Below are 19390 nucleotides of genomic sequence, written 5' to 3' on the forward strand. Positions count from 1 at the left end.
TGGCGGTGTGTTTTACAATGTGGCTTCTCGTATGCGTACTAGTTTTGCCAACAAGTCTTCTAGTAAGTCTAAGTTTAGCATATTTGCTCCATCTGACTTTGCCGTGGCTGGATCTGGATGAGTTTCGATAAACAGACCGTCTGCGCCCACGGCTATGGCCGCTTTTGAGATGGTTTCAATTAGTTGAGGCTTTCCGCCTGTGACGCCGCTCGTTTGGTTCGGCTGCTGCAGTGAATGTGTACAGTCCATAACCACAGGCACTCCAAACGACTGCATCTCTGGAATGTTTCGATAGTCGACAATTAAATCCTGATACCCGAAGGTGTTTCCTCGATCTGTAAGTATAACTTGATCGTTACCAGACTCTTTTACTTTGTCAACTGCAAAGCTCATTGAGCTCGCAGATAAAAATTGTCCCTTTTTAATATTGATAACTTTTCCAGTCTCTGCTGCTGCTACCAGCAAGTTTGTTTGTCGACATAAAAAAGCTGGAATTTGTAGAACATCTACATATTCCGCTGCAATACTCGCCTCTCCGCTTTCATGGATATCCGTTACAGTGGGAATACCGAATGTCTGGCCAACTTTATTTAGTATTTTGAGCGCTTTTTCATCGCCGATTCCCGTAAAAGAATCTAATCGCGAGCGATTAGCTTTACGATATGAACCCTTAAAAATATATGGGATATTTAATTTGTCTGTTATGGCTACAATCTTTTCTGCAATCTGTAAAGCCATCGTTTCGCCCTCTATTGCACAAGGGCCTGCCATCAAGAAAAAATTCGATGAATCCGCATTCTTTATATCGGTTAACGGGTTGATTTTCATTGTGTATTTCTGGTATCTATAAAATTAATTTCCCATTTCAGACATAAACTTAATTCTCATAAGTTGTATATCCTCAAAAGTATAATCATCGCTTCCTAATTCTTTTAAAGCCTCGTCTATCGAATCACTATCCGCTTCTTTGAAATAATCGAATACCTCATCCTGACGATCCTCATCTAACATTTCATCGATAAAGTAGTTGATATTCAATTTCGTTCCTGAATAAACAATCGACTCTACCTCCTTTAGAATTTCTTCGTATGTAATGCCTTTAGACGATGCTATATCGTCCAAGCCAATTTTTCTATCAATGTTTTGGATTATTGAAACCTTAAGAGCCGATTTATTAGCAGTACCCTTGATAATCAAATCTACCGGCCGCTCAATTTCGTTTTCCTCCACATAGTCCTTAATTAAGGAAACAAACTGACTTCCAAACTTCATCGCTTTACCTGACCCTACCCCGTGTATTTGTTTCAACTCATCTAGCGTTACCGGATAGTGTATACACATTTCTTCCAGTGAAGGATCCTGGAATATAACAAACGGAGGAAGACTCTTCTGTTTTGCTATTTTCTTACGAAGGTTATCAAGTAGTTTTAGTAACGTACCGTCTACCGCACTCCCTCCTGTTGTATTTGCTTGCGTTTCTCCTTCCTCACTAGCCTTATCCATTGGTCTGTTTAAAATAAATTTAATGGCGTACGGGTTGGATAAGTAAGCTTCGCCTTTTTGTGTTAGTTGGAGCAAACCATAATTGTCAATATCCTTTGAAAGGAAGTTTTCAAGCACGGCTTGGCGAAAAAAAGATTTCCAGTAGTCGATTCCCTTTTCTTTCCCTATTCCAAACAGTGGATGTGTATCGTGTTTGTACGATGATATAGGCTGATTGTTTTGCCCCATCATAACGTTTATGATGTGATGGTCGTCAAATTTATCGCCCTCATCCTTAATGAATTGTAGAACGTTTACCAAAGGTTCTTCTGCATCGAAATTGCTAAATTCCGAATTGCAGTTGTCGCACATGCAATTACAGCCGGTAGCATCAAAGTTTTCCCCAAAATAATGTAGGATCTGCTTCCGTCGGCACACGGCAGATTCTGAATAATCGATCACCTCTTTCAATATTTGTGTGCCAATTTCACGTTCTGAAACGGGCTTGTCTTTCATGAATTTGGTAAGCTTCTCGATATCCTTTTCGGAATAGAATGCAATACATCTCCCCTCACCTCCATCACGTCCAGCACGACCGGTTTCCTGATAATAGCCCTCCATACTCTTTGGGATATCGTGATGAATCACATAACGGACATCTGGTTTATCAATTCCCATTCCGAATGCAATAGTCGCAACAATCACATCAACACCTTCCATCAGGAACATATCTTGAGTTTCCGCACGCTTCCTTGCGTCTAATCCCGCATGATACGGTAGAGCTTTGATCCCATTGATTTTCAGTATCTCGGCAATTTCCTCAACCTTTTTACGGCTAAGGCAGTAGATAATCCCCGACTTCCCCGAATTGTTTTTTATAAATCGAACGATTTCCTTAACAACATTAATTTTCGGTCGCACTTCATAATAGAGGTTCGGTCGATTAAAAGATGATTTAAATAGCGTTGCGTCGACCATTTGAAGGTTCTTCCGTATGTCCGACTGAACTTTTGGGGTAGCCGTAGCCGTCAGCGCTATGATAGGAATATTCTCGCCAATACTATTGATTACTTGCCGAATCCGGCGATATTCAGGACGGAAATCATGCCCCCATTCGGAAATACAGTGAGCCTCATCAACGGCAACAAAGGATACCGTAATGTATTTTAAAAATTCAATATTTTCCGTTTTCGCCAAAGATTCTGGAGCAACATAAAGCAGTTTTGTGTCTCCGTTCAAAACATCTTTTTTTACTTTGGCTACTTCACTTTTATTTAAAGATGAGTTAAGAAAATGTGCGATGCTATCCGAGCCTCCGAAAGCGCGCAATTGATCAACCTGATTTTTCATGAGGGCGATCAAGGGCGAAATAACGATCGCGGTTCCTTCACTCATCAATGCGGGTAATTGGTAACATATAGATTTACCCCCTCCCGTCGGCATAATAACGAACGTGTCCTGTTTCTGCAACAAATTGGTTATGATGGCTTCCTGCTCACCCTTAAACGTATCAAAGCCAAAGAAAATTTGCAGATTATCGAATAATGATTTTTCTATTTGCATTGTCCTCAAGGAAAATATCTAATATGTTCTCGTAGATTACTCAAAATAACATATTTTTGTCTTAATTCCATACTAAATATAAAAAAAATATTTTGTGAAAACTAATCCTGAGATAAAATCCATAGCCGTTTCTACACTTAAAATTGAGGCCGATGCAATACTAAAATTGACTGAACGAATTGACGATGACTTCGTTAAGGTTGTCGAAGAGATATTACGCATAAAAGGCCGCGTGATTATTACCGGAATAGGCAAAAGTGCTATAATTGCGCAAAAAATTGTAGCGACCCTTAATTCAACTGGAACACCTTCTATTTTTATGCATGCGGCAGATGCTATTCACGGCGATCTGGGAATGCTACAAGCCGATGATTTAGTAATTGCAATCTCAAAAAGTGGAAACACTCCAGAAATCAAAGTTCTTGTACCGCTTTTAAAGCAGTCCGAAAATAAGCTTGTTGCAGTCGTCGGTGATACCCAATCTTATCTAGCATTACAAGCAGACTATATCTTAAACACCAGTGTCGATAAAGAGGCTTGCCCCTTGAATTTGGCACCGACAACCAGCACAACTGCCCAACTAGCTATGGGTGATGCCCTAGCTGTTGCTCTTTTAGAGTGCAGGGAGTTTACAGATAAAGATTTTGCGCGTTATCATCCAGGTGGCTCGCTCGGAAAAAGACTTTATTTGAAGGTTGGTGACCTATCCGCTCAAAATGAGAAACCAGTCGTATCCACCACGACACCCGTTAAAGACGTTATTTTGGAGATTACCAAAAATCGTCTGGGTGCTGCCGCTGTAATGGAAAATGATGAAGTTTTAGGTATCATAACTGATGGTGATATCCGTCGAATGATCGAGACACATGATAAAATCGGGCATTTAACTGCCAACGATATTATGGGTAGAAGACCAGTTACAATACAAAAGGGTGAATTAGCCGTTAATGCACTCAATTTAATGCGAACAAATAATATCACCCAAATCATCGTCTTAAACAAGAACCAGGGTTATGACGGAATAATACATCTTCATGACCTACTAAAAGAAGGGATTATCTAATCAAATCATTACATTTGGTAATGTTAATGTTTCGCGACTTAATCTATAACGAATAATTAATTATAAATGAAAGACATATTTGCGGTTATTATGGCTGGCGGAATCGGTAGCCGTTTTTGGCCAGTAAGCAAAACCATATACCCAAAACAATTCTTAGATATTTTTGGAACCGGAAAGACGTTGATCCAAACCACATTTGATCGGTTCAAAGCCATCATACCAGAAGAAAATATATTTATCGTAACCCACGAGTCTCACTTAGAGTTGTTAAAAGAACAATTACCACAGGTTGCAGACGAACGGATTCTTTCGGAGCCTATTATGCGTAATACGGCTCCCTGCATCGCCTATGCATGTCACAAGATAAAAAACCTAAACCCAGACGCTACAATCGTTGTTTCTCCGTCAGATCATTTGATTTTAGATGAAGCAAACTTTCATGAGGCTATTAAAAAAGGGATAGACGCTGCCGCTAAAGAGGACCGACTTATAACATTGGGAATACGTCCCTCGCGGCCGGATACCGGTTATGGGTATATACAATACATTGACGGCTCACCCAAAACCGAGTTAAAGAAAGTCAAAACGTTTACGGAAAAACCTAACCTTGAGATAGCCAAAACGTTTATTCAGAGCGGCGACTTTCTCTGGAATGCCGGAATATTCATTTGGTCTGCTAATGCGATTATCCAAGCATTGCATGCCCATGTTGAAGAGTTAAACGATATCTTTTCAGACGGAGCCCACTATTTAAACTCCGATAAAGAAAAGCAATTCATAGCCTTGGCGTATCAACGTTGTCCAAATATTTCTATAGATTTTGCGGTGATGGAGAAAGCTGAAAATGTTTACGTGCTCCCTGTCACCTTCGGATGGTCAGACCTTGGTACTTGGGGGTCGGTATATGACCTTGCCGAAAAAGATTTCTCTGGCAACCTGGCAATACCGAAGGACAATGTTATGTTTTACGATACTTCTAATTGTATGGTCAGCGCTGAGAAGGATAAGTTAGTGGTTTTACAAGGAGTCAACGACATGATTGTTGTAGAGTCTGAAGATGTATTGCTGATCATCCCACGAGATCAGGAAAAGAACATCAAGCAGATCTTAACAGATGTGAAATCCAAGCACGGAAGCAGGTACCTCTAATCGAGGTGTTCTTTTTGCATTTTCACGGAACAACGCGGATAATAGCTAGGCTCTTAGCAAAAGCTGCTTAGCTTTGACCGCGACGCTGCCTAATGGCCTCGTAAACAACAACACCGGCAGACACAGACACATTTAATGAGGCAATGTTTCCGAATAGCGGTATTTTCGCTAAGTTTTCAGAAATCCGGATCAATTCGTCTGAGATGCCATCTTCTTCTGAACCCAAGATAAGCACGGTCGGTGCAGTATAGTCGGGTTCATAAATGGTAGCTTCAGTTTTTTCCGTGCAAGAAACCATTTGCAAGCCTGATTCTTGAAGGAATTTTGCGGTTTTATACAAACTATCCACTCTGCAAACAGGAATATTAAACAGTGCGCCAGCTGAGGTCTTTACCGCATCTGGGTTGATTTCTGCGGAACCTTTTTTAGGGACAACAATAGCGTGCACTCCGGCGCATTCGGCTGTTCGAGCGATTGCACCCATGTTTCGCACATCCGTCACGCCGTCTAACATTAGAATTAACGGTGTCTCTCCCCTATCATATATATCCGGAATAATATGTTCAATGTTCTGATAAACAATTGGCGAAATAACCGCTACAACGCCTTGGTGTGCTTTTCTTGTTAGGCGATTGAGTTTCTCAATCGGAACCTGTTGGTAGGGTATGTTATGCTGGTTGACTAAAGTCTTCAATTCAGTAATTAGCCCGCCTCCTAAACCTCGCTGTATAAAGAGCGACTCCAGCTCTTTACCGCTTTCGATAGCCTCGATCACAGCACGGATGCCAAAAACGAGTTGATTGGTTTCTTTTTTCTGGGGTCTTGAATAGTGTTGCATAGCTTAAACAAAAAATCTGCACGAAGTTACATCAATAATATTATCATACAATAAATCTATGCCAATTATTATGACATTAATGTTGACATACTAACAGAACGAAAGTTATTAACACTTGCGTCAAGTTGCTGATACTCAAATGCCGTCGAAAGATATCAACAAGTTTTGCACTTAAATTGTTGATAAGATCGACCTAAACCAACTCAATAATCATATCTCTAATAATTTATAATTTTACATGTGTGTAAGTGATATCGCCAATTCGATTAAATTTAGATACCTTTGTTACCCCAATAATCAAAGTAAGTATAGTAGTAAATCTTAAGCTGTCTAATAATCAATGAGTACAAATAATGACTTCTCTTCTTCGTCTAATCGTCCAAATAAATTCGGGACTTCGGACCGACGGTCTAGGTTCCAGCAAATAGCTCACGAGCTCGGAAAACTCCCGCCTCAAGCTACGGATTTAGAAGAAGCAGTTTTAGGTGCATTGATGTTGGAAAAGGATGCACTTTCCGTTGTTATTGATATTCTGAAGCCTGAAACATTTTACTCAGAAGCACACAGTAAGATTTTTGAAGCTATTACCAATCTTTTCCAGAAGTCTTCGCCGATAGATATATTAACAGTTACTGCTGAACTACGCAAAATGGGCGCCTTAGAGCTAGTCGGCGGAGCCTATTATCTTACCCAATTAGCTGATCGTGTTGTATCGGCTGCGAACATCGAATACCATGCTCGGATTATTTCGCAAAAGTACATCCAACGAGAATTGATTCAGATATCATCCGATACCATAAAAAAAGCGTATGATGAAACATCTGATATCTTCGAATTGCTGGATGGCGCGGAGAAGTCTCTTTTCGATATTGCACAAAATAACTTACGTCGAGATACACAAAAAATTGACGACATCATGCGTAATGCGGTTGATGCACTCGAAAAATTGCGTGATCGGACCGACTCACTAACTGGCGTCCCGTCTGGTTTTACGGCGCTCGATCGTATTACTTCGGGATGGCAACCATCAGATTTAGTTATTATCGCTGCGCGACCCGCCATGGGTAAAACCGCTTTTGTTTTGAGTTGCGCCAGAAATGCTGCTGTTCAATATGATAAACCAGTTGCCGTGTTTTCACTTGAAATGTCTTCTGTACAGTTGGTCAACCGCCTTATATCGGGAGAGACTGAAATAGAGCAAGAAAAATTAAGAAAAGGTAACTTGGCCGATCATGAATGGACTCAGTTGCATTCTCGAATTGGAAAGTTAACGGAGGCTCCTTTATTAATTGATGACACCCCAGCGCTAAACGTATTTGAGTTTAGAGCAAAATGCCGGCGACTGAAAGCTCAATATGATATCCAAATGGTTATTGTCGATTACCTGCAGTTAATGCATGGAAAAGTAGATGGCAAAGGTGGTAATCGTGAGCAAGAAATAGGTAGCATCTCTCGTGCGTTAAAATCGGTCGCCAAAGAGCTCAATATACCAGTCATAGCCCTCTCTCAATTGAGTCGTGCAGTTGAAAGTCGACCAGGCAACAGTAAGCGACCGATGTTATCCGATTTACGTGAATCGGGGTCGATTGAACAAGATGCCGATATGGTACTTTTCCTGTATCGCCCTGAATATTACGGGCTCACAGAAGATGAAAACGGAAATAGTACCGCTGGTGTCGGTGAGGTGATTATCGCCAAGCACAGAAATGGTGAGATAGCAACCGTTCCGCTGAAGTTTGTAGGTAAATTTGTGAAGTTTACTGATCTTGAAGATGACTTCGGTTCACCTGATTCGTTTTCTGCGGGCATGTCCCCTTCAGAAGAGTTCAATTCAGGTATTATTACCCGTTCTTCCAGACTGAATGATATGAACGACGATCCTTTTTAGTCGTCATCATAATCGTCATCATCGAATTCTCCAAGAGCCGATCGGTAAACCGTCTGCAGTTCTGACAACGCATGTCTGTCTCCTACCTTGGTAGCTACAGACATCCCCTTTTCGTAAATCGAAACAGCCTCCTCCTTTCGTTCCAACTGCTCTAAGAGTTTTCCTAAATGGTAGTATGTGCCAACATAAAGTGGCTCATTATCAACGAGGTCATTATAATAACTCAATGCTTTTTCATGATCACCTATTTTTGCATATTCAGTAGCTATCGCATACTTGATAAAAGGGTCCTTAGATCCGTCCGATAAAAAGCCTAATAATTGTTCTAAACGTTTATTACTCATTGTTCAATCGCTACTTTTTGTTAGATTTGTAAAAAAGGAATATATATGAAAATATTAGTTTGTATTAGCAGTGTTCCAGATACCACAACAAAAATAACCTTTACAAATGATAATGCCGAACTTAATTCTTCAGGGGTACAATTTATTGTAAACCCATATGATGAAATTGCCTTAGCCAAAGCAGTTGAGATGGCTGAAGGCGGTAAGGCAGAAGTAACCGTTATAAATGTTGGTGATGCAGGAACCGACCCCACCATTAGAAAAGCCCTAGCTATTGGAGCCGACAAAGCAGTTAGAGTTGACGCTCAACCCAAAGATGCTTGGTTTGTTGCCCATCAGATAGCGGATTATGCAAAGAAAAACGATTTTGACTTAATATTAACCGGAAGAGAGTCTATAGACTATAATAGTACGCAGGTTGCCGGTCTGGTAGGTGAATTGCTCAATATACCCTCAGTTTCTATCGCAAAGAGAGTCGAACTACAAGATCAACAAATCGAAGTAGATCGCGAAGTTGAAGGCGGGAAAGAGATCCTTTCGATTCCTCTGCCAGCTGTGATCGGTGTTTCTGAAGGCGTTGCTGAACCACGGATACCCAATATGCGCGGAATTATGTCAGCCAGAAGCAAGCCGCTTGATGTAGTAGAGGCAATCGCCGTTGAAGAGAATTCCGCAATCAAAAAATTTGAGACGCCTGAACCACGTGGAGCCGTTACCATGATTCCTGCTGACGAGCCAGAAAAGCTGGTTGAGTTATTACATACCAAAGCTAGAGTTATCTAAGCTTGGTTAAAATAGTACACCTAAAATAGAAACAAACATGTCTGTATTAGTATATGTAGAAAATACCGGAGGTGAATTCAAGAAGTCCGTATACGAAGTCGTTTCCTATGCAAAGGCAATTGCAGATTCCCTAAATACCAATCTTACCGCTTTATCCATTGGATCTGTAGACTCTTCTAATCTCGAGCGTTTAGGACAATACGGAGCGAGCAAGGTTTTAAACGTTCGTTCTGAACAATTCAAATCTTTTGTTAATCACGCTTATGCATCGGTTATCGCTTCCGCTGCCAAAGAACAGGATGCTAAAGTAGTTGTTCTTTCTAACTCGTTTAGTGGAAAGGGGCTCGCGCCTCGAATTGCCGCTAAATTAGAAGCAGCCTTAGCATCAGGTGCAGTAGAGCTGCCAGTGATCAATGATGATGCGATCACGGTTAAACGATCAGCGTTTTCAGGTAAAGCTTTTGCTTTCCTTGAGATGAAATCTGCAATAAAAGTCATTTCGTTGACACCCAACTCTTTTGAATTGCGTAAAAACGAAGTTGAAGCTGAAATTGTAGACTATAGTCCGGAAAAGACCGATACCCTAGAAACGATCATAAAAGATATCGTACGTGCCACGGACAAAGTAAGTTTAGCTGATGCAGAAATTGTCGTATCCGGCGGTCGTGGCCTTAAGGGGCCCGAAAACTGGGGTATGATAGAAGAACTAGCCGAGGTGCTAGGTGCGGCCACAGCCTGTTCTAAACCCGTGTCGGATGCCGACTGGCGTCCACATGAAGAGCACGTTGGGCAAACAGGTATCGTCGTTCGTCCAAACTTATACATAGCTATCGGTATCTCGGGTGCTATTCAGCATTTAGCGGGCGTTAGTTCCTCTAAAACCATCGTTGTTATCAACACAGACCCTGATGCCCCTTTCTTTAAGGTAGCAGATTATGGTATTGTAGGTGATGCATTTGAGGTCGTTCCTAAACTTATCGAAGCCGTAAAATCCTACAAAGCAGGATAATAATAAGATCGATAGGTGATGTTTATTTCCTAGAACTATCACCTATCGATCTTTGTTAAAGTGAATACATGGATAAAATTAAATTAGATATTGTCGGTTTATCGTATAGTCAGACTCAGTCTGGTGCTTACGCACTTGTTCTTGGTGAAGTTAACGGTCGGAGAAGACTCCCGATCATCATAGGTGGTTTCGAAGCACAGGCCATTGCTATTGAAATCGAAAAAATGACCCCTAGTCGGCCGCTAACGCATGATCTGTTTAAATCGTTCGCAGACCTTTTCAACATCGTAGTCAGCGAAGTTTTGATCTACAACCTGGTCGACGGAATATTTTTCGCTAAATTGATATGCAATGATGGTAAAAAGGATATAGAGATTGACGCCAGGACTTCTGATGCGATCGCTATTGCAGTCCGATTTAATTGTCCGATATACACTTATGAATTTATTCTCTCCACTGCTGGGATAATTATCGAGGGGAACGATTTTGCATTTTTAGAAAACTTGGATTCAGATAACTTGAAAGGCGACTCAAGTGAGAAAAGTTCTCCCATGTCGTTTTCTACGCTATCAGACGCTGAATTAAAAGAAAAACTTCAGCAAGCACTGAGTGACGAAGCCTATGAACGAGCAGCAAAAATACGCGATGAAATCGCACGCCGAAAAGCCTCTTGACGTAGCGCTGACTTTCACACCTATTTTTTTTGTAATTTTGTATACTATTTAATAACAAAGCTATGGCCGTCATAAAAGTATATACGGAAGAAACTCCGAATCCTGCTACACGCAAATTTTTAGTTAATAAATTATTAGTGAACGGAAGTCACGACTTCCCATCTCGGGAAAAAGCAGAGGCCTCCCCTTTTGCAAGCGAACTGTTTAAGTTCAACTTTGTCGACGGGGTATTCTTTGCTAGTAATTTCGTGACTGTTACAAAATCACCTGATAGTGCTTGGGAAGACATCGAACCGATCTTAAAGGAATTTGTAAAAGGTGCTGTTGAGTCTGAGTTGACCATTCTAGAAGTCGTTCCGGATCATAATGTAAGTTTTGAAGGAAGCGATATTGAAGTTAAGATCCAACAAATTTTGCACGATTACGTAAGACCGGCTGTCGAACAAGACGGTGGCGCTATCTCTTTTCAGAAATACGATGAAGGTGTAGTAACTGTTGAACTAAGGGGCTCTTGTAGCGGGTGTCCTTCATCCATTATCACACTTAAAGCTGGAATCGAAGGCTTGCTTAAGCGTATGGTTCCTGAAGTACAAGAGGTTGTCGCAGACTCTGTATAACTTACAACAATATAGCGCAAAGCGCTGAGCTAAAAGCATTTTTAAGTTATAATCTTAAAAATGCTTTTTTATTTCCAACAGTAATTCTTCGCTTAGGTAAGGATTACCCGCAACAACATTTCCTTTCGACAGCATATTTTGCCCACCTTCGAAATCATATACCTTCCCCCCAGCCTCTTGGACAATAAGAATACCAGCAGCCATATCATAATCCATTAGGTATTGCTCGAAAAATGCATCAAATCGACCACATGCAGTATAAGCCAAGTCGACTGCCGCAGAACCAATTCTCCTAATACCTCTCGTCTTTTGCATAACAGTCTTCAGCACCTCAATATAGCCATCTAGCTTTTCAAAGTCTCTAAAAGGCAACCCTGTTCCTATCAATGATTCTGAGAACAATTGATTATCGGTCACTTGAATGCGCTCGCCGTTCAAATAGGCGCCTCCACCCTTCCAGGCAGAAAAGCACTCATCTTGGTTGATTTCATAAACCACACCAACAACCAACTCTTCGTTCCGGAGCAGCGCCACACTAACACTAAAAACAGGGATCTTATGTACAAAGTTGGTCGTCCCATCAAGAGGATCGATAACCCAGTTATAAACTTCGCCCCTACTAGTATCGGTATTCTCTTCGGTAATAAACCCAGCGCCGTCAATCAAGGGCCGGAGTGCTTCAACCAAGCGACGTTCAGATTCCTTGTCAACATAAGAAACCGTATCGCGAATACCCTTTACTTCAATATTATGCGATGAAAAACCACGATACTCATTTCTTATGTAGTCGCCGGTTTCCTTGCAAGCCTCAATGAGTTGTTTGGTAGTATGTGCTAAATCAATCATATCTCGGAGCCATTGTTTCCGGATTCTTCTTGCCGTAGTTCATGCTCCAGAAAATTCCAATAACTCCCGCAATAACCATGATTACAGAAATCATTTCAGCCTGTGTGAACTCTAATCCGAAAGCGTTATATTTTGAGTTTACACGAATTAACTCGATTGTAAACCGTTCAATTCCACTAAAGATTAAATAGATTGCAAATAGCATACCCGGGAACCGAATTTTCTTTCTGATCGCCCATAAGATCCCAAAGATGATCAAACACATGACAAACTCATACAATGAGGTCGGATAAACGCCGACAGGTAGTTCATGGCAGAATCTACCTGTGCATCCTTCAATAGGCACTCCTGCATCCAATACGTTGTGCGGAAACTTGAAGGACCAAGCCCAGTCAGGCAACCAAGACAGAGCATCTGGTTTAGGGTTTGTATTCTCGATTCCCCAATCCCCGTCACCAGATAACTGACAGCCCAGTCTACCTACACCATAGGCTAATATCATACCCACTCCACCAATATCAAGCATATGCGCAGGCTTAACCCCGTATTTATTGGCAATATAGAGTACTGCTGCACCTCCACAAATGAGTCCACCGTAAAATGTTAGACCGCTAAACGAAAAGATTCCTTCAATCGGGTTTGCCATAAATTCATCCCAATACTCAAGATTGTGAAAAACCTTCGCACCTATTAATCCAAATATCGCGGCCCATACCAAGACGTTTCCCATCAATGTATGTGGCATAACGCTTTCGGTGACCTTCTTCGGTTTAGGAAGCTGGTTTTGTTTTTTTTCTTTCCATATCCAATAAACAAATAGTCCTGCCCCTACTATACCACCCAACCAATTTCCCTCTCCTGATAAAAGAAAACCTTGTGGATCTTGGACCAAACTGCTATAGTTGAATAGAGCGTGAACGACCTTGAAACCCAAAAGAAAGCCGATAACACCATTTAGAATTAACTCGCCCGTTCCCGCAGGCTCGCCTTGGATAGATACACGTTTATACGGCTTTATCAAGCCCTCCTTCTCCTTGCGCTTCATCTCTTTCACAAACAAAGAATAGCCGACGATAAAGGCAATTGCTACGAATAACCCAAAGGTTTGAATAGGCAGTGGAATAAATATTCCTGTAAAATATTCAATTAAATGAGATAAGGTTGGAAACATAGGACAAATAAGTTAAAGACAATATTACAAGAATTATTTACAACAAACTACAAAACATTCAAAATGGATTTATGTTATATAATTTAATCAAACTAACATACTTATGAAAACATTCGGAATTATTTTGGCCATTGTTGGTGTAGTCATGCTAATCTGGACTGGGTTTAGCTATACTAAAAAAGAAAAAGTGGTTGATATTGGCCCCCTAGAGGTCAACGCTGAAAAACAGGAACAAGTATCATGGCCATCGTATGCCGGTGGGATACTCTTAGCTGCGGGGGTTATTTTCATTTTACTCGACAAAAAACGCTAAAATATAATAAACCATCTTCTATTGGAAGAAAAAATCCTGTTGATTCAACAGGATTTTTTTTACTCTTTATATTCGATATCCTAACGATTTGAAATATCTACATATGAACGTTCCGTTTCGCCCGTATAGATCTGACGAGGACGTCCAATTGGCTCTTTATTCGTACGCATTTCTTTCCATTGTGCAATCCAGCCAGGAAGCCTGCCTAATGCGAACAGCACAGTAAACATCTCGGTTGGGAAACCTAATGCCCGATAAATAATACCCGAGTAGAAATCAACGTTGGGGTATAATTTCCTATCTACGAAATACTGGTCGTTTAAAGCTGCTGCTTCAAGTTTTTTTGCAATCTCCAAAACTGGGTCATCAATGCCTAATTTATCTAAAACTTCATCACATGCCTTCTTGATTATTTTCGCCCGAGGATCAAAGTTTTTATAAACACGGTGACCAAAGCCCATTAAACGGAACGGATCATTTTTATCTTTAGCTTTATTAATCCATTTATCACAGTCTCCACCGTCATCTTTTATTTTTTCAAGCATTTCGATAACCGCTTGGTTAGCGCCACCATGTAATGGTCCCCAAAGAGCAGAAATGCCCGCAGAAATAGATGCAAAAAGATTAGCGTTTGATGAGCCTACAATACGAACTGTAGATGTAGAGCAATTTTGTTCATGATCAGCGTGAAGAATAAGCAATGTATTCATCGCCGATACAGCTACCGGATTAATATCAATATCTTCGGTACGTTGCCCAAACGTCATATTAATGAAGTTCGTGACATAATCTAAGTTATTCGACGGATAAACAATTGGATGACCTAGTGATTTTTTATAGATCCAAGATACAATCGTCGGCATCTTGGCTAACATTTTAATAATCGTTAGGTTCTCTTCCTCATCTGTTGCATTCGGGTTCAAAGATTCGGGATAGAATGCCGACAAAGCCCCCACCAAAGCAGACAATTGACCCATGGGATGAGATTTTGATGGGAAACCATCGAAAAACTTCTTCATATCTTCATGAACCAATGTATGGCGTCTAACGGTCCATCTGAAGGTTTCCAATTCATCATGAGACGGTAGATGTCCGTATATCAGCAAATAAATAACTTCTACAAAACTTGATTTTGACGCTAGTTCTTCAATTGCATAACCACGATAGCGAAGCACACCCTTCTCTCCATCTAAGTAGGTAATCGCACTCGTTGTAGCTCCCGTATTTTTGAAGCCCCGATCAAGAGTTACGTAACCGGTTTCAGCGCGAAGTTTAGAAATATCAATACCTTTTTCATCCTCGGTTCCTGTCACCACAGGTAGTTCCAGATTGTTATCGTTAATTTTTAAAGAAATAGTTTCAGACATATTAAGATTCGGTTTAATACAAAAATAAGAAAATCATTCATATATGCTATGTATGCATAAATATTTAACGTTAAGGATACATAACATAGAAAAACAACCAATAAATTCTCACTTAGTTAACAAGCCAGAATAAGGCTCCTAAAAGTAGTAAATTTAAAAGAAAGAGACTAATATTTTAGTCATTATTTAGCAATATCTGATGCCGGAGATTTTAGCTTATATCCTAAAATCCGATTTATCATCATCGATGCCACAGTGTCTCCATTTGAGTTCAATACTGTGGCTAGTGGGTCGACAAGCGTACCGATAATCATCACAGCTGGAATTGCTTCGACAGGCAGATCGTAGACCGAAATCATCAGAATCTCACCAATATAACCGCCATTGGGTATCCCGCCTGCCACAATACTAACAATGACCGTAATCCCCAGCGCAGTAATAATGGTCATCGGATCCATAAAGTCTCTTCCAATAATAGCAAAAGCTACTGTGATCTTAACAATTGATGATAGAGAAGACCCGTCTTTATGTAAGGTGGCGCCTAAAGGGACAGCGACGTTCGAAATACTTTCTTGAATTCCCATCCTCTTTGCTGCAACCAGGTTTACCGGTATTACAGCAATACTACTACATGTACTAATGGCCGTTGCTGCCGGTAAAATCGTATTCTTCCAAAAAGCCTTGACCCCGATCGTTCCGTAAGATGCAAATGCATAAAACGTAAACCCAAGGATGAAATAGATGCTTCCAAATATATAATATAAGCCCATGGGCTTTGCATAGATACCGAATAATTGCGGCCCTACTGTTCCCACTTGGTAAGCAAAATAAGCCCCTAAACCCACAGGTGCTGCTTTCATGATCAATATTAGTGCAACTTTCATTACTTCATTTCCCGAATCAAGGAAGGCCCGGAATGCACTTCCTTTTTCCTTTGAGCGCAATGCAGCTATACCGACTAAAAACGAGAAGATAATAAAAGCAAGCATGTGTTCTCGGGAAAGCAGCTGATTGAACTCGCTTACCGTTAGAAACTGAACAATATTTTCGCCCCAGTTTGATTCACCTTGTGGAACATCTATCACTTCGTCACTTAAATAGATGCCCTGCTCTAATGGAAAGAAAGCCATGACGCCGATCATGTAGATAGCTGCTATGAGCACCGTACCCAAGAATACCAGGGCCATGGTACTAATGATTTTCCCCAAGTGCTTACCCTGATCAATATTCGCAACAGCTGATGCTATCGCAAAGAATATCAGCGGTATGACAACGGTGAAAAGGAGATTGAGGAAGATATCCCCGATGGGCTTTAAATAGTATATCAGGTCAGTTGCAAACAAGCCGACTAAGCTACCTATCAGAATGCCCAGAATTAATAATAAAATACTGCTGTAGTTCTTAAAAAAGGTGTTGGTAGAAGCCATATTCATCTTAAAGGTAAATTTAATTTTACAAAAAAGATGAAAAATAACAGATTATCCGAATTTCGCTTTCAGAGCCGCAAGTTTTGATTGCATATCCGATTGCTCATTACGTTCCGAACGTTTTTTGAATGGTTTGTTGTTTTGCTTCTTGCGTGCTTGATCTGTTTTCTTTGGTCGTGCTTCTCGAGGGGGCTGCTCCTCTTTCATTGAAAGCGAGATTCTTTTTCTCGCGATGTCAACTTCGGTCACTTTCACCTCCACCTGCTGATTTACTTTTACGATCTCATTCGCATCTTTCACGAACTTGTTAGCTAATTGACTCAAGTGCACCAGTCCGTCTTGATGGACACCAATATCAACAAATGCCCCGAAATTGGTAATGTTAGTCACGATCCCCGGCATCTTCATGCCTATTTTCAGGTCCTCAATGCTGTTAACCCCTTCTGTAAACGAGAATGCTTCAAATTGTTCTCGAGGGTCTCTTCCAGGCTTAGCAAGTTCGGCAAGAATGTCATTTAAAGTAGGCAAACCAACTTCATCCGTGATGTAATTTTTTAAGTCGATCTTTTTTCGACTCTCTTCATTTTTCAAAAGATCGGACACCGTGCTGTTGGTGTCTTTTGCCATTTTTTCAACAATGCTATAACGCTCCGGATGCACTGCGCTGGCATCTAGTGGATTATCGGCATCCGCAATCCGAAGAAAACCTGCAGCTTGCTCAAAAGCCTTTTCACCTAAACGGGGAACCCTTTTTAAGTCTTGGCGACTTTTAAATGGGCCGTTTTCATCTCGGTACTTTATGATCGCCTGTGCGAGGGCTGGACCCAAACCTGAAATATAGGCTAGTATTTGTTTAGATGCCGTGTTTAATGAAACACCTACATTATTCACACAGCTGCTCACCGTATCATCCAGTGAGCTTTGCAGTTTCGTTTGATCTACATCATGTTGATACTGCCCTACACCAATTGATTTCGGATCAATCTTAACTAATTCAGCAAGGGGATCCATTAATCTTCGGCCAATAGAAACAGCTCCACGCACCGTAATATCATGATCGGGAAATTCCTCTCGTGCCACCGCAGATGCAGAATAGATTGAAGCTCCGTTTTCATTGACCATCACCACGGTTATAGACGATGGAACCAAGTTTCGAATAAATAATTCAGTTTCTCTTCCGGCGGTACCGTTGCCAATAGCTATAGCTTCAATATTATATTGAGCTATAATATTCTGTACGATTCGAGTCGAGTCTTGGAGTTTCGCTTCGCCATTATGCGGATATATTGTACTGTTGTAAAGCAATTTACCTTGCTCATCTAAACAAACCATTTTACATCCAGTCCGAAATCCCGGGTCTATTGCCAACAGTCTTTTCTGACCCAATGGCGCCGCTAACAATAATTGACGGGCGTTTTCCGCGAACACAGCAATCGCGTCCTGATCTGCCTGTTGCCGAGACAGTACTCGTACCTCGGTTTCAATAGATGGTTTAATCAGGCGTTTATAACTGTCCTGAATGGCAATATCTACCTGCTCAGAACTTTCATTCTTTCCGTATAGAAATTCTTTGCGTAAGACATTTAGCGCATCTGTTTCTGTCACCGAGATATCTAGACGTAAAAATTCCTCACGTTCGCCTCTACGCATTGCTAACAGTCTATGTGAGGCAATTGTCTTGATCGGCTCCTCCCAATCGAAATAGTCTTTATATTTTTGGGCCTGCTCTTCCTTGCCTTCGATCACGGAAGACTTATAAATCCCTTTATTTAAAAACAGATTGCGGATTGACGCACGAACAACGGCGTTCTCAGAAAACAATTCCGCTAAAATATCACGAGCACCAGCTAAAGCGTCTTCGATATTTTCAACGCCTAAGTCAGTATTCACGTATCCTTCAGCCAAATCCTTTAGGTCACCCGACTTCTGTTCCAATAAAATATCAGCCAGCCCTTGTAGTTCTTTCTCACGGGCAATCGTAGCACGTGTTCTTCGCTTCGGCTTGTATGGTAGATAAATGTCTTCTAGTATCGATAACGAATCTGCATCATTTAAGCGCTTCAGCAAATCTGGAGTCATCTTTTGCTGCTCCTCGATTGATTTAATAATAGCTTCTCTGCGTTTGTCAACGTCTTGGAACCGCTTTTGGAGATCGCGTATTTCCGTTATTTGAACCTCATCAAGACCGTTGGTAAGTTCCTTTCTATAGCGAGCGATAAAAGGAATAGTAGCACTATCATTTAATAGGCCTATTGTGTTTTTAACCTGCGATTGAGTCAATCCTAACTCTTTCGAGATCTTAGCTTCGTACATCATTCTTATCAGCAGCAGTTCCTTCAGAAGAATCTACATATTCTTCCGATTCGTTATAGTCGTAATTGTGTTTGTAAAAGCTGTCTGAGTGTGACACATCATCAGAGTTTTCATCGTTATGATCATACTCTCCAGCGTAGTCGTCCGGTATTTCAGGAATATCTACTGATTGGTCCAATTTCGGAGCATCCGCTGCGGCATTATCCGTTGAGCTTGTGCCTTCAGCAGCGGAGGGTTTAGTTTCGCTTTTAGTCGGTTGACGTTCAATTTCTTTATCAAAATCGTTGATTTGATCATTGATATCTCGTTTAATATTCTCGGAAGCATCTTTGAATTCCCTGATCCCCTTACCTAAGCCACGGGCTAATTCAGGAAGTTTCTTTCCTCCAAACAACACTAATGCAATCACGAAGATAAAAATCATCTCCTGACTACCGATATTCAAAAATAGAAAAACAGTACTAAACATCTGTTGCGATTAATGATTGATAAGCCCAAAGATATTACTTTTTAAACAGAACAAGGAATCTCATAATGAAAATT

Annotated in this window: 18 protein-coding genes; 8 read left to right on the plus strand and 10 right to left on the minus strand. The window is 40.9% G+C overall.

What is annotated here, in order from left to right; genetic code table 11:
- Nucleotides 1–12: 12 nt before the first annotated feature.
- Both kdsA and recQ read right to left on the minus strand, forming a co-directional pair.
- Nucleotides 13–828 (minus strand): 3-deoxy-8-phosphooctulonate synthase, encoded by an 816-nt coding sequence (kdsA, locus tag WKR92_RS13975; RefSeq protein WP_375558458.1) that lies wholly within the window; start codon nt 826–828, stop codon nt 13–15.
- Nucleotides 829–852: 24 nt separating this feature from the next.
- Nucleotides 853–3045 (minus strand): DNA helicase RecQ, encoded by a 2193-nt coding sequence (recQ, locus tag WKR92_RS13980; protein ID WP_375558459.1) that lies wholly within the window; start codon nt 3043–3045, stop codon nt 853–855.
- 94 nt (nt 3046–3139) lie between these two features.
- On the opposite strand from recQ, the gene WKR92_RS13985 reads away from it, so the two are divergent.
- Together WKR92_RS13985 and WKR92_RS13990 are read left to right on the plus strand one after the other, a co-directional pair.
- The gene (locus tag WKR92_RS13985) at nt 3140–4108 is read left to right on the plus strand and encodes a KpsF/GutQ family sugar-phosphate isomerase (protein WP_375558460.1); all 969 of its coding nucleotides are present in this window, start codon (nt 3140–3142) and stop codon (nt 4106–4108) included.
- Nucleotides 4109–4174: 66 nt separating this feature from the next.
- Entirely contained in the window at nt 4175–5257 is a 1083-nt protein-coding gene (locus WKR92_RS13990; protein WP_375558461.1) for a mannose-1-phosphate guanylyltransferase, read from the plus strand.
- Nucleotides 5258–5324: 67 nt separating this feature from the next.
- Here WKR92_RS13990 and rlmB read toward each other — a convergent pair whose 3' ends face one another.
- A complete protein-coding gene (gene rlmB / locus WKR92_RS13995) occupies nt 5325–6095 on the minus strand; it encodes a 23S rRNA (guanosine(2251)-2'-O)-methyltransferase RlmB (protein WP_375558462.1) in 771 nt (256 codons plus the stop codon).
- Between the two features lie 340 nt (nt 6096–6435).
- On the opposite strand from rlmB, the gene dnaB reads away from it, so the two are divergent.
- Nucleotides 6436–7983, plus strand: coding sequence for a replicative DNA helicase (gene dnaB, locus WKR92_RS14000; protein ID WP_375558463.1), 1548 nt, complete (start codon nt 6436–6438; stop codon nt 7981–7983).
- On the opposite strand, the gene WKR92_RS14005 is transcribed toward dnaB, so the two are convergent.
- A complete protein-coding gene (locus WKR92_RS14005) occupies nt 7980–8327 on the minus strand; it encodes a tetratricopeptide repeat protein (RefSeq protein WP_375558464.1) in 348 nt (115 codons plus the stop codon). The two genes, dnaB and WKR92_RS14005, sit on opposite strands and share 4 nt — an antisense overlap.
- Nucleotides 8328–8372: 45 nt before the next feature.
- Between WKR92_RS14005 and WKR92_RS14010 the strand changes: the two genes are divergently transcribed.
- The 4 genes from WKR92_RS14010 (at nt 8373) to WKR92_RS14025 (ending at nt 11410) form a co-directional block, all read left to right on the plus strand.
- Entirely contained in the window at nt 8373–9110 is a 738-nt protein-coding gene (locus tag WKR92_RS14010; RefSeq protein ID WP_375558465.1) for an electron transfer flavoprotein subunit beta/FixA family protein, read from the plus strand.
- 37 nt (nt 9111–9147) lie between these two features.
- A complete protein-coding gene (locus WKR92_RS14015; protein WP_375558466.1) occupies nt 9148–10119 on the plus strand; it encodes an electron transfer flavoprotein subunit alpha/FixB family protein in 972 nt (323 codons plus the stop codon).
- Nucleotides 10120–10187: 68 nt separating this feature from the next.
- A complete protein-coding gene (locus tag WKR92_RS14020) occupies nt 10188–10793 on the plus strand; it encodes a bifunctional nuclease family protein (protein WP_375558467.1) in 606 nt (201 codons plus the stop codon).
- Between the two features lie 62 nt (nt 10794–10855).
- On the plus strand, nt 10856–11410 hold the full coding sequence (locus WKR92_RS14025) for a NifU family protein (RefSeq protein WP_375558468.1): 555 nt from the start codon (nt 10856–10858) through the stop codon (nt 11408–11410).
- Nucleotides 11411–11464: 54 nt separating this feature from the next.
- On the opposite strand, the gene WKR92_RS14030 is transcribed toward WKR92_RS14025, so the two are convergent.
- Nucleotides 11465–12256, minus strand: coding sequence for an inositol monophosphatase family protein (locus WKR92_RS14030; RefSeq protein ID WP_375558469.1), 792 nt, complete (start codon nt 12254–12256; stop codon nt 11465–11467).
- Nucleotides 12249–13427, minus strand: coding sequence for a prolipoprotein diacylglyceryl transferase (locus WKR92_RS14035; protein WP_375558470.1), 1179 nt, complete (start codon nt 13425–13427; stop codon nt 12249–12251). Before WKR92_RS14035 ends, WKR92_RS14030 begins: the two co-directional genes overlap by 8 nt.
- A gap of 103 nt (nt 13428–13530) precedes the next feature.
- Here WKR92_RS14035 and WKR92_RS14040 point away from each other — a divergent pair, with 103 nt between their 5' ends.
- Nucleotides 13531–13740, plus strand: a complete 210-nt coding sequence (locus tag WKR92_RS14040; RefSeq protein WP_375558471.1) for a hypothetical protein — start codon at nt 13531–13533, stop codon at nt 13738–13740.
- Between the two features lie 80 nt (nt 13741–13820).
- Here the strand turns inward: WKR92_RS14040 and WKR92_RS14045 are convergent, their stop codons facing one another.
- The 4 genes from WKR92_RS14045 to WKR92_RS14060 form a co-directional block, all read right to left on the minus strand.
- Nucleotides 13821–15107, minus strand: a complete 1287-nt coding sequence (locus tag WKR92_RS14045) for a citrate synthase (protein ID WP_375558472.1) — start codon at nt 15105–15107, stop codon at nt 13821–13823.
- A gap of 182 nt (nt 15108–15289) precedes the next feature.
- The gene (locus WKR92_RS14050) at nt 15290–16540 is read right to left on the minus strand and encodes a dicarboxylate/amino acid:cation symporter (protein WP_375558473.1); all 1251 of its coding nucleotides are present in this window, start codon (nt 16538–16540) and stop codon (nt 15290–15292) included.
- Nucleotides 16541–16585: 45 nt separating this feature from the next.
- Nucleotides 16586–18850 carry a Tex family protein gene (locus WKR92_RS14055; protein WP_375558474.1) on the minus strand — a complete coding sequence of 755 codons (2265 nt, stop codon included), beginning with the start codon at nt 18848–18850 and terminating at the stop codon, nt 16586–16588.
- Nucleotides 18834–19316: a Sec-independent protein translocase subunit TatA/TatB gene (locus WKR92_RS14060; protein WP_375558475.1), complete on the minus strand. Its 483-nt coding sequence runs from the start codon at nt 19314–19316 to the stop codon at nt 18834–18836. The genes WKR92_RS14055 and WKR92_RS14060 overlap by 17 nt, the downstream gene beginning before the upstream one ends.
- Nucleotides 19317–19390: the final 74 nt, after the last annotated feature.

Source organism: Albibacterium profundi (assembly GCF_042159835.1).
Classification (GTDB): Bacteria; Bacteroidota; Bacteroidia; order Sphingobacteriales; family Sphingobacteriaceae; genus Albibacterium; species Albibacterium profundi.

Bases quoted from the DNA above. Each gene is read 5' to 3' on its own strand.
- kdsA (WP_375558458.1), bottom strand. From the start codon at position 828: ATGAAAATCAACCCGTTAACCGATATAAAGAATGCGGATTCATCGAAT.
- recQ (WP_375558459.1), bottom strand. From the start codon at position 3,045: ATGCAAATAGAAAAATCATTATTCGATAATCTGCAAATTTTCTTTGGC.
- WKR92_RS13990 (WP_375558461.1), top strand. From the start codon at position 4,175: ATGAAAGACATATTTGCGGTTATTATGGCTGGCGGAATCGGTAGCCGT.
- rlmB (WP_375558462.1), bottom strand. From the start codon at position 6,095: ATGCAACACTATTCAAGACCCCAGAAAAAAGAAACCAATCAACTCGTT.
- dnaB (WP_375558463.1), top strand. From the start codon at position 6,436: ATGAGTACAAATAATGACTTCTCTTCTTCGTCTAATCGTCCAAATAAA.
- WKR92_RS14005 (WP_375558464.1), bottom strand. From the start codon at position 8,327: ATGAGTAATAAACGTTTAGAACAATTATTAGGCTTTTTATCGGACGGA.
- WKR92_RS14010 (WP_375558465.1), top strand. From the start codon at position 8,373: ATGAAAATATTAGTTTGTATTAGCAGTGTTCCAGATACCACAACAAAA.
- WKR92_RS14015 (WP_375558466.1), top strand. From the start codon at position 9,148: ATGTCTGTATTAGTATATGTAGAAAATACCGGAGGTGAATTCAAGAAG.
- WKR92_RS14020 (WP_375558467.1), top strand. From the start codon at position 10,188: ATGGATAAAATTAAATTAGATATTGTCGGTTTATCGTATAGTCAGACT.
- WKR92_RS14025 (WP_375558468.1), top strand. From the start codon at position 10,856: ATGGCCGTCATAAAAGTATATACGGAAGAAACTCCGAATCCTGCTACA.
- WKR92_RS14030 (WP_375558469.1), bottom strand. From the start codon at position 12,256: ATGATTGATTTAGCACATACTACCAAACAACTCATTGAGGCTTGCAAG.
- WKR92_RS14035 (WP_375558470.1), bottom strand. From the start codon at position 13,427: ATGTTTCCAACCTTATCTCATTTAATTGAATATTTTACAGGAATATTT.
- WKR92_RS14040 (WP_375558471.1), top strand. From the start codon at position 13,531: ATGAAAACATTCGGAATTATTTTGGCCATTGTTGGTGTAGTCATGCTA.
- WKR92_RS14045 (WP_375558472.1), bottom strand. From the start codon at position 15,107: ATGTCTGAAACTATTTCTTTAAAAATTAACGATAACAATCTGGAACTA.
- WKR92_RS14050 (WP_375558473.1), bottom strand. From the start codon at position 16,540: ATGAATATGGCTTCTACCAACACCTTTTTTAAGAACTACAGCAGTATT.
- WKR92_RS14055 (WP_375558474.1), bottom strand. From the start codon at position 18,850: ATGATGTACGAAGCTAAGATCTCGAAAGAGTTAGGATTGACTCAATCG.
- WKR92_RS14060 (WP_375558475.1), bottom strand. From the start codon at position 19,316: ATGTTTAGTACTGTTTTTCTATTTTTGAATATCGGTAGTCAGGAGATG.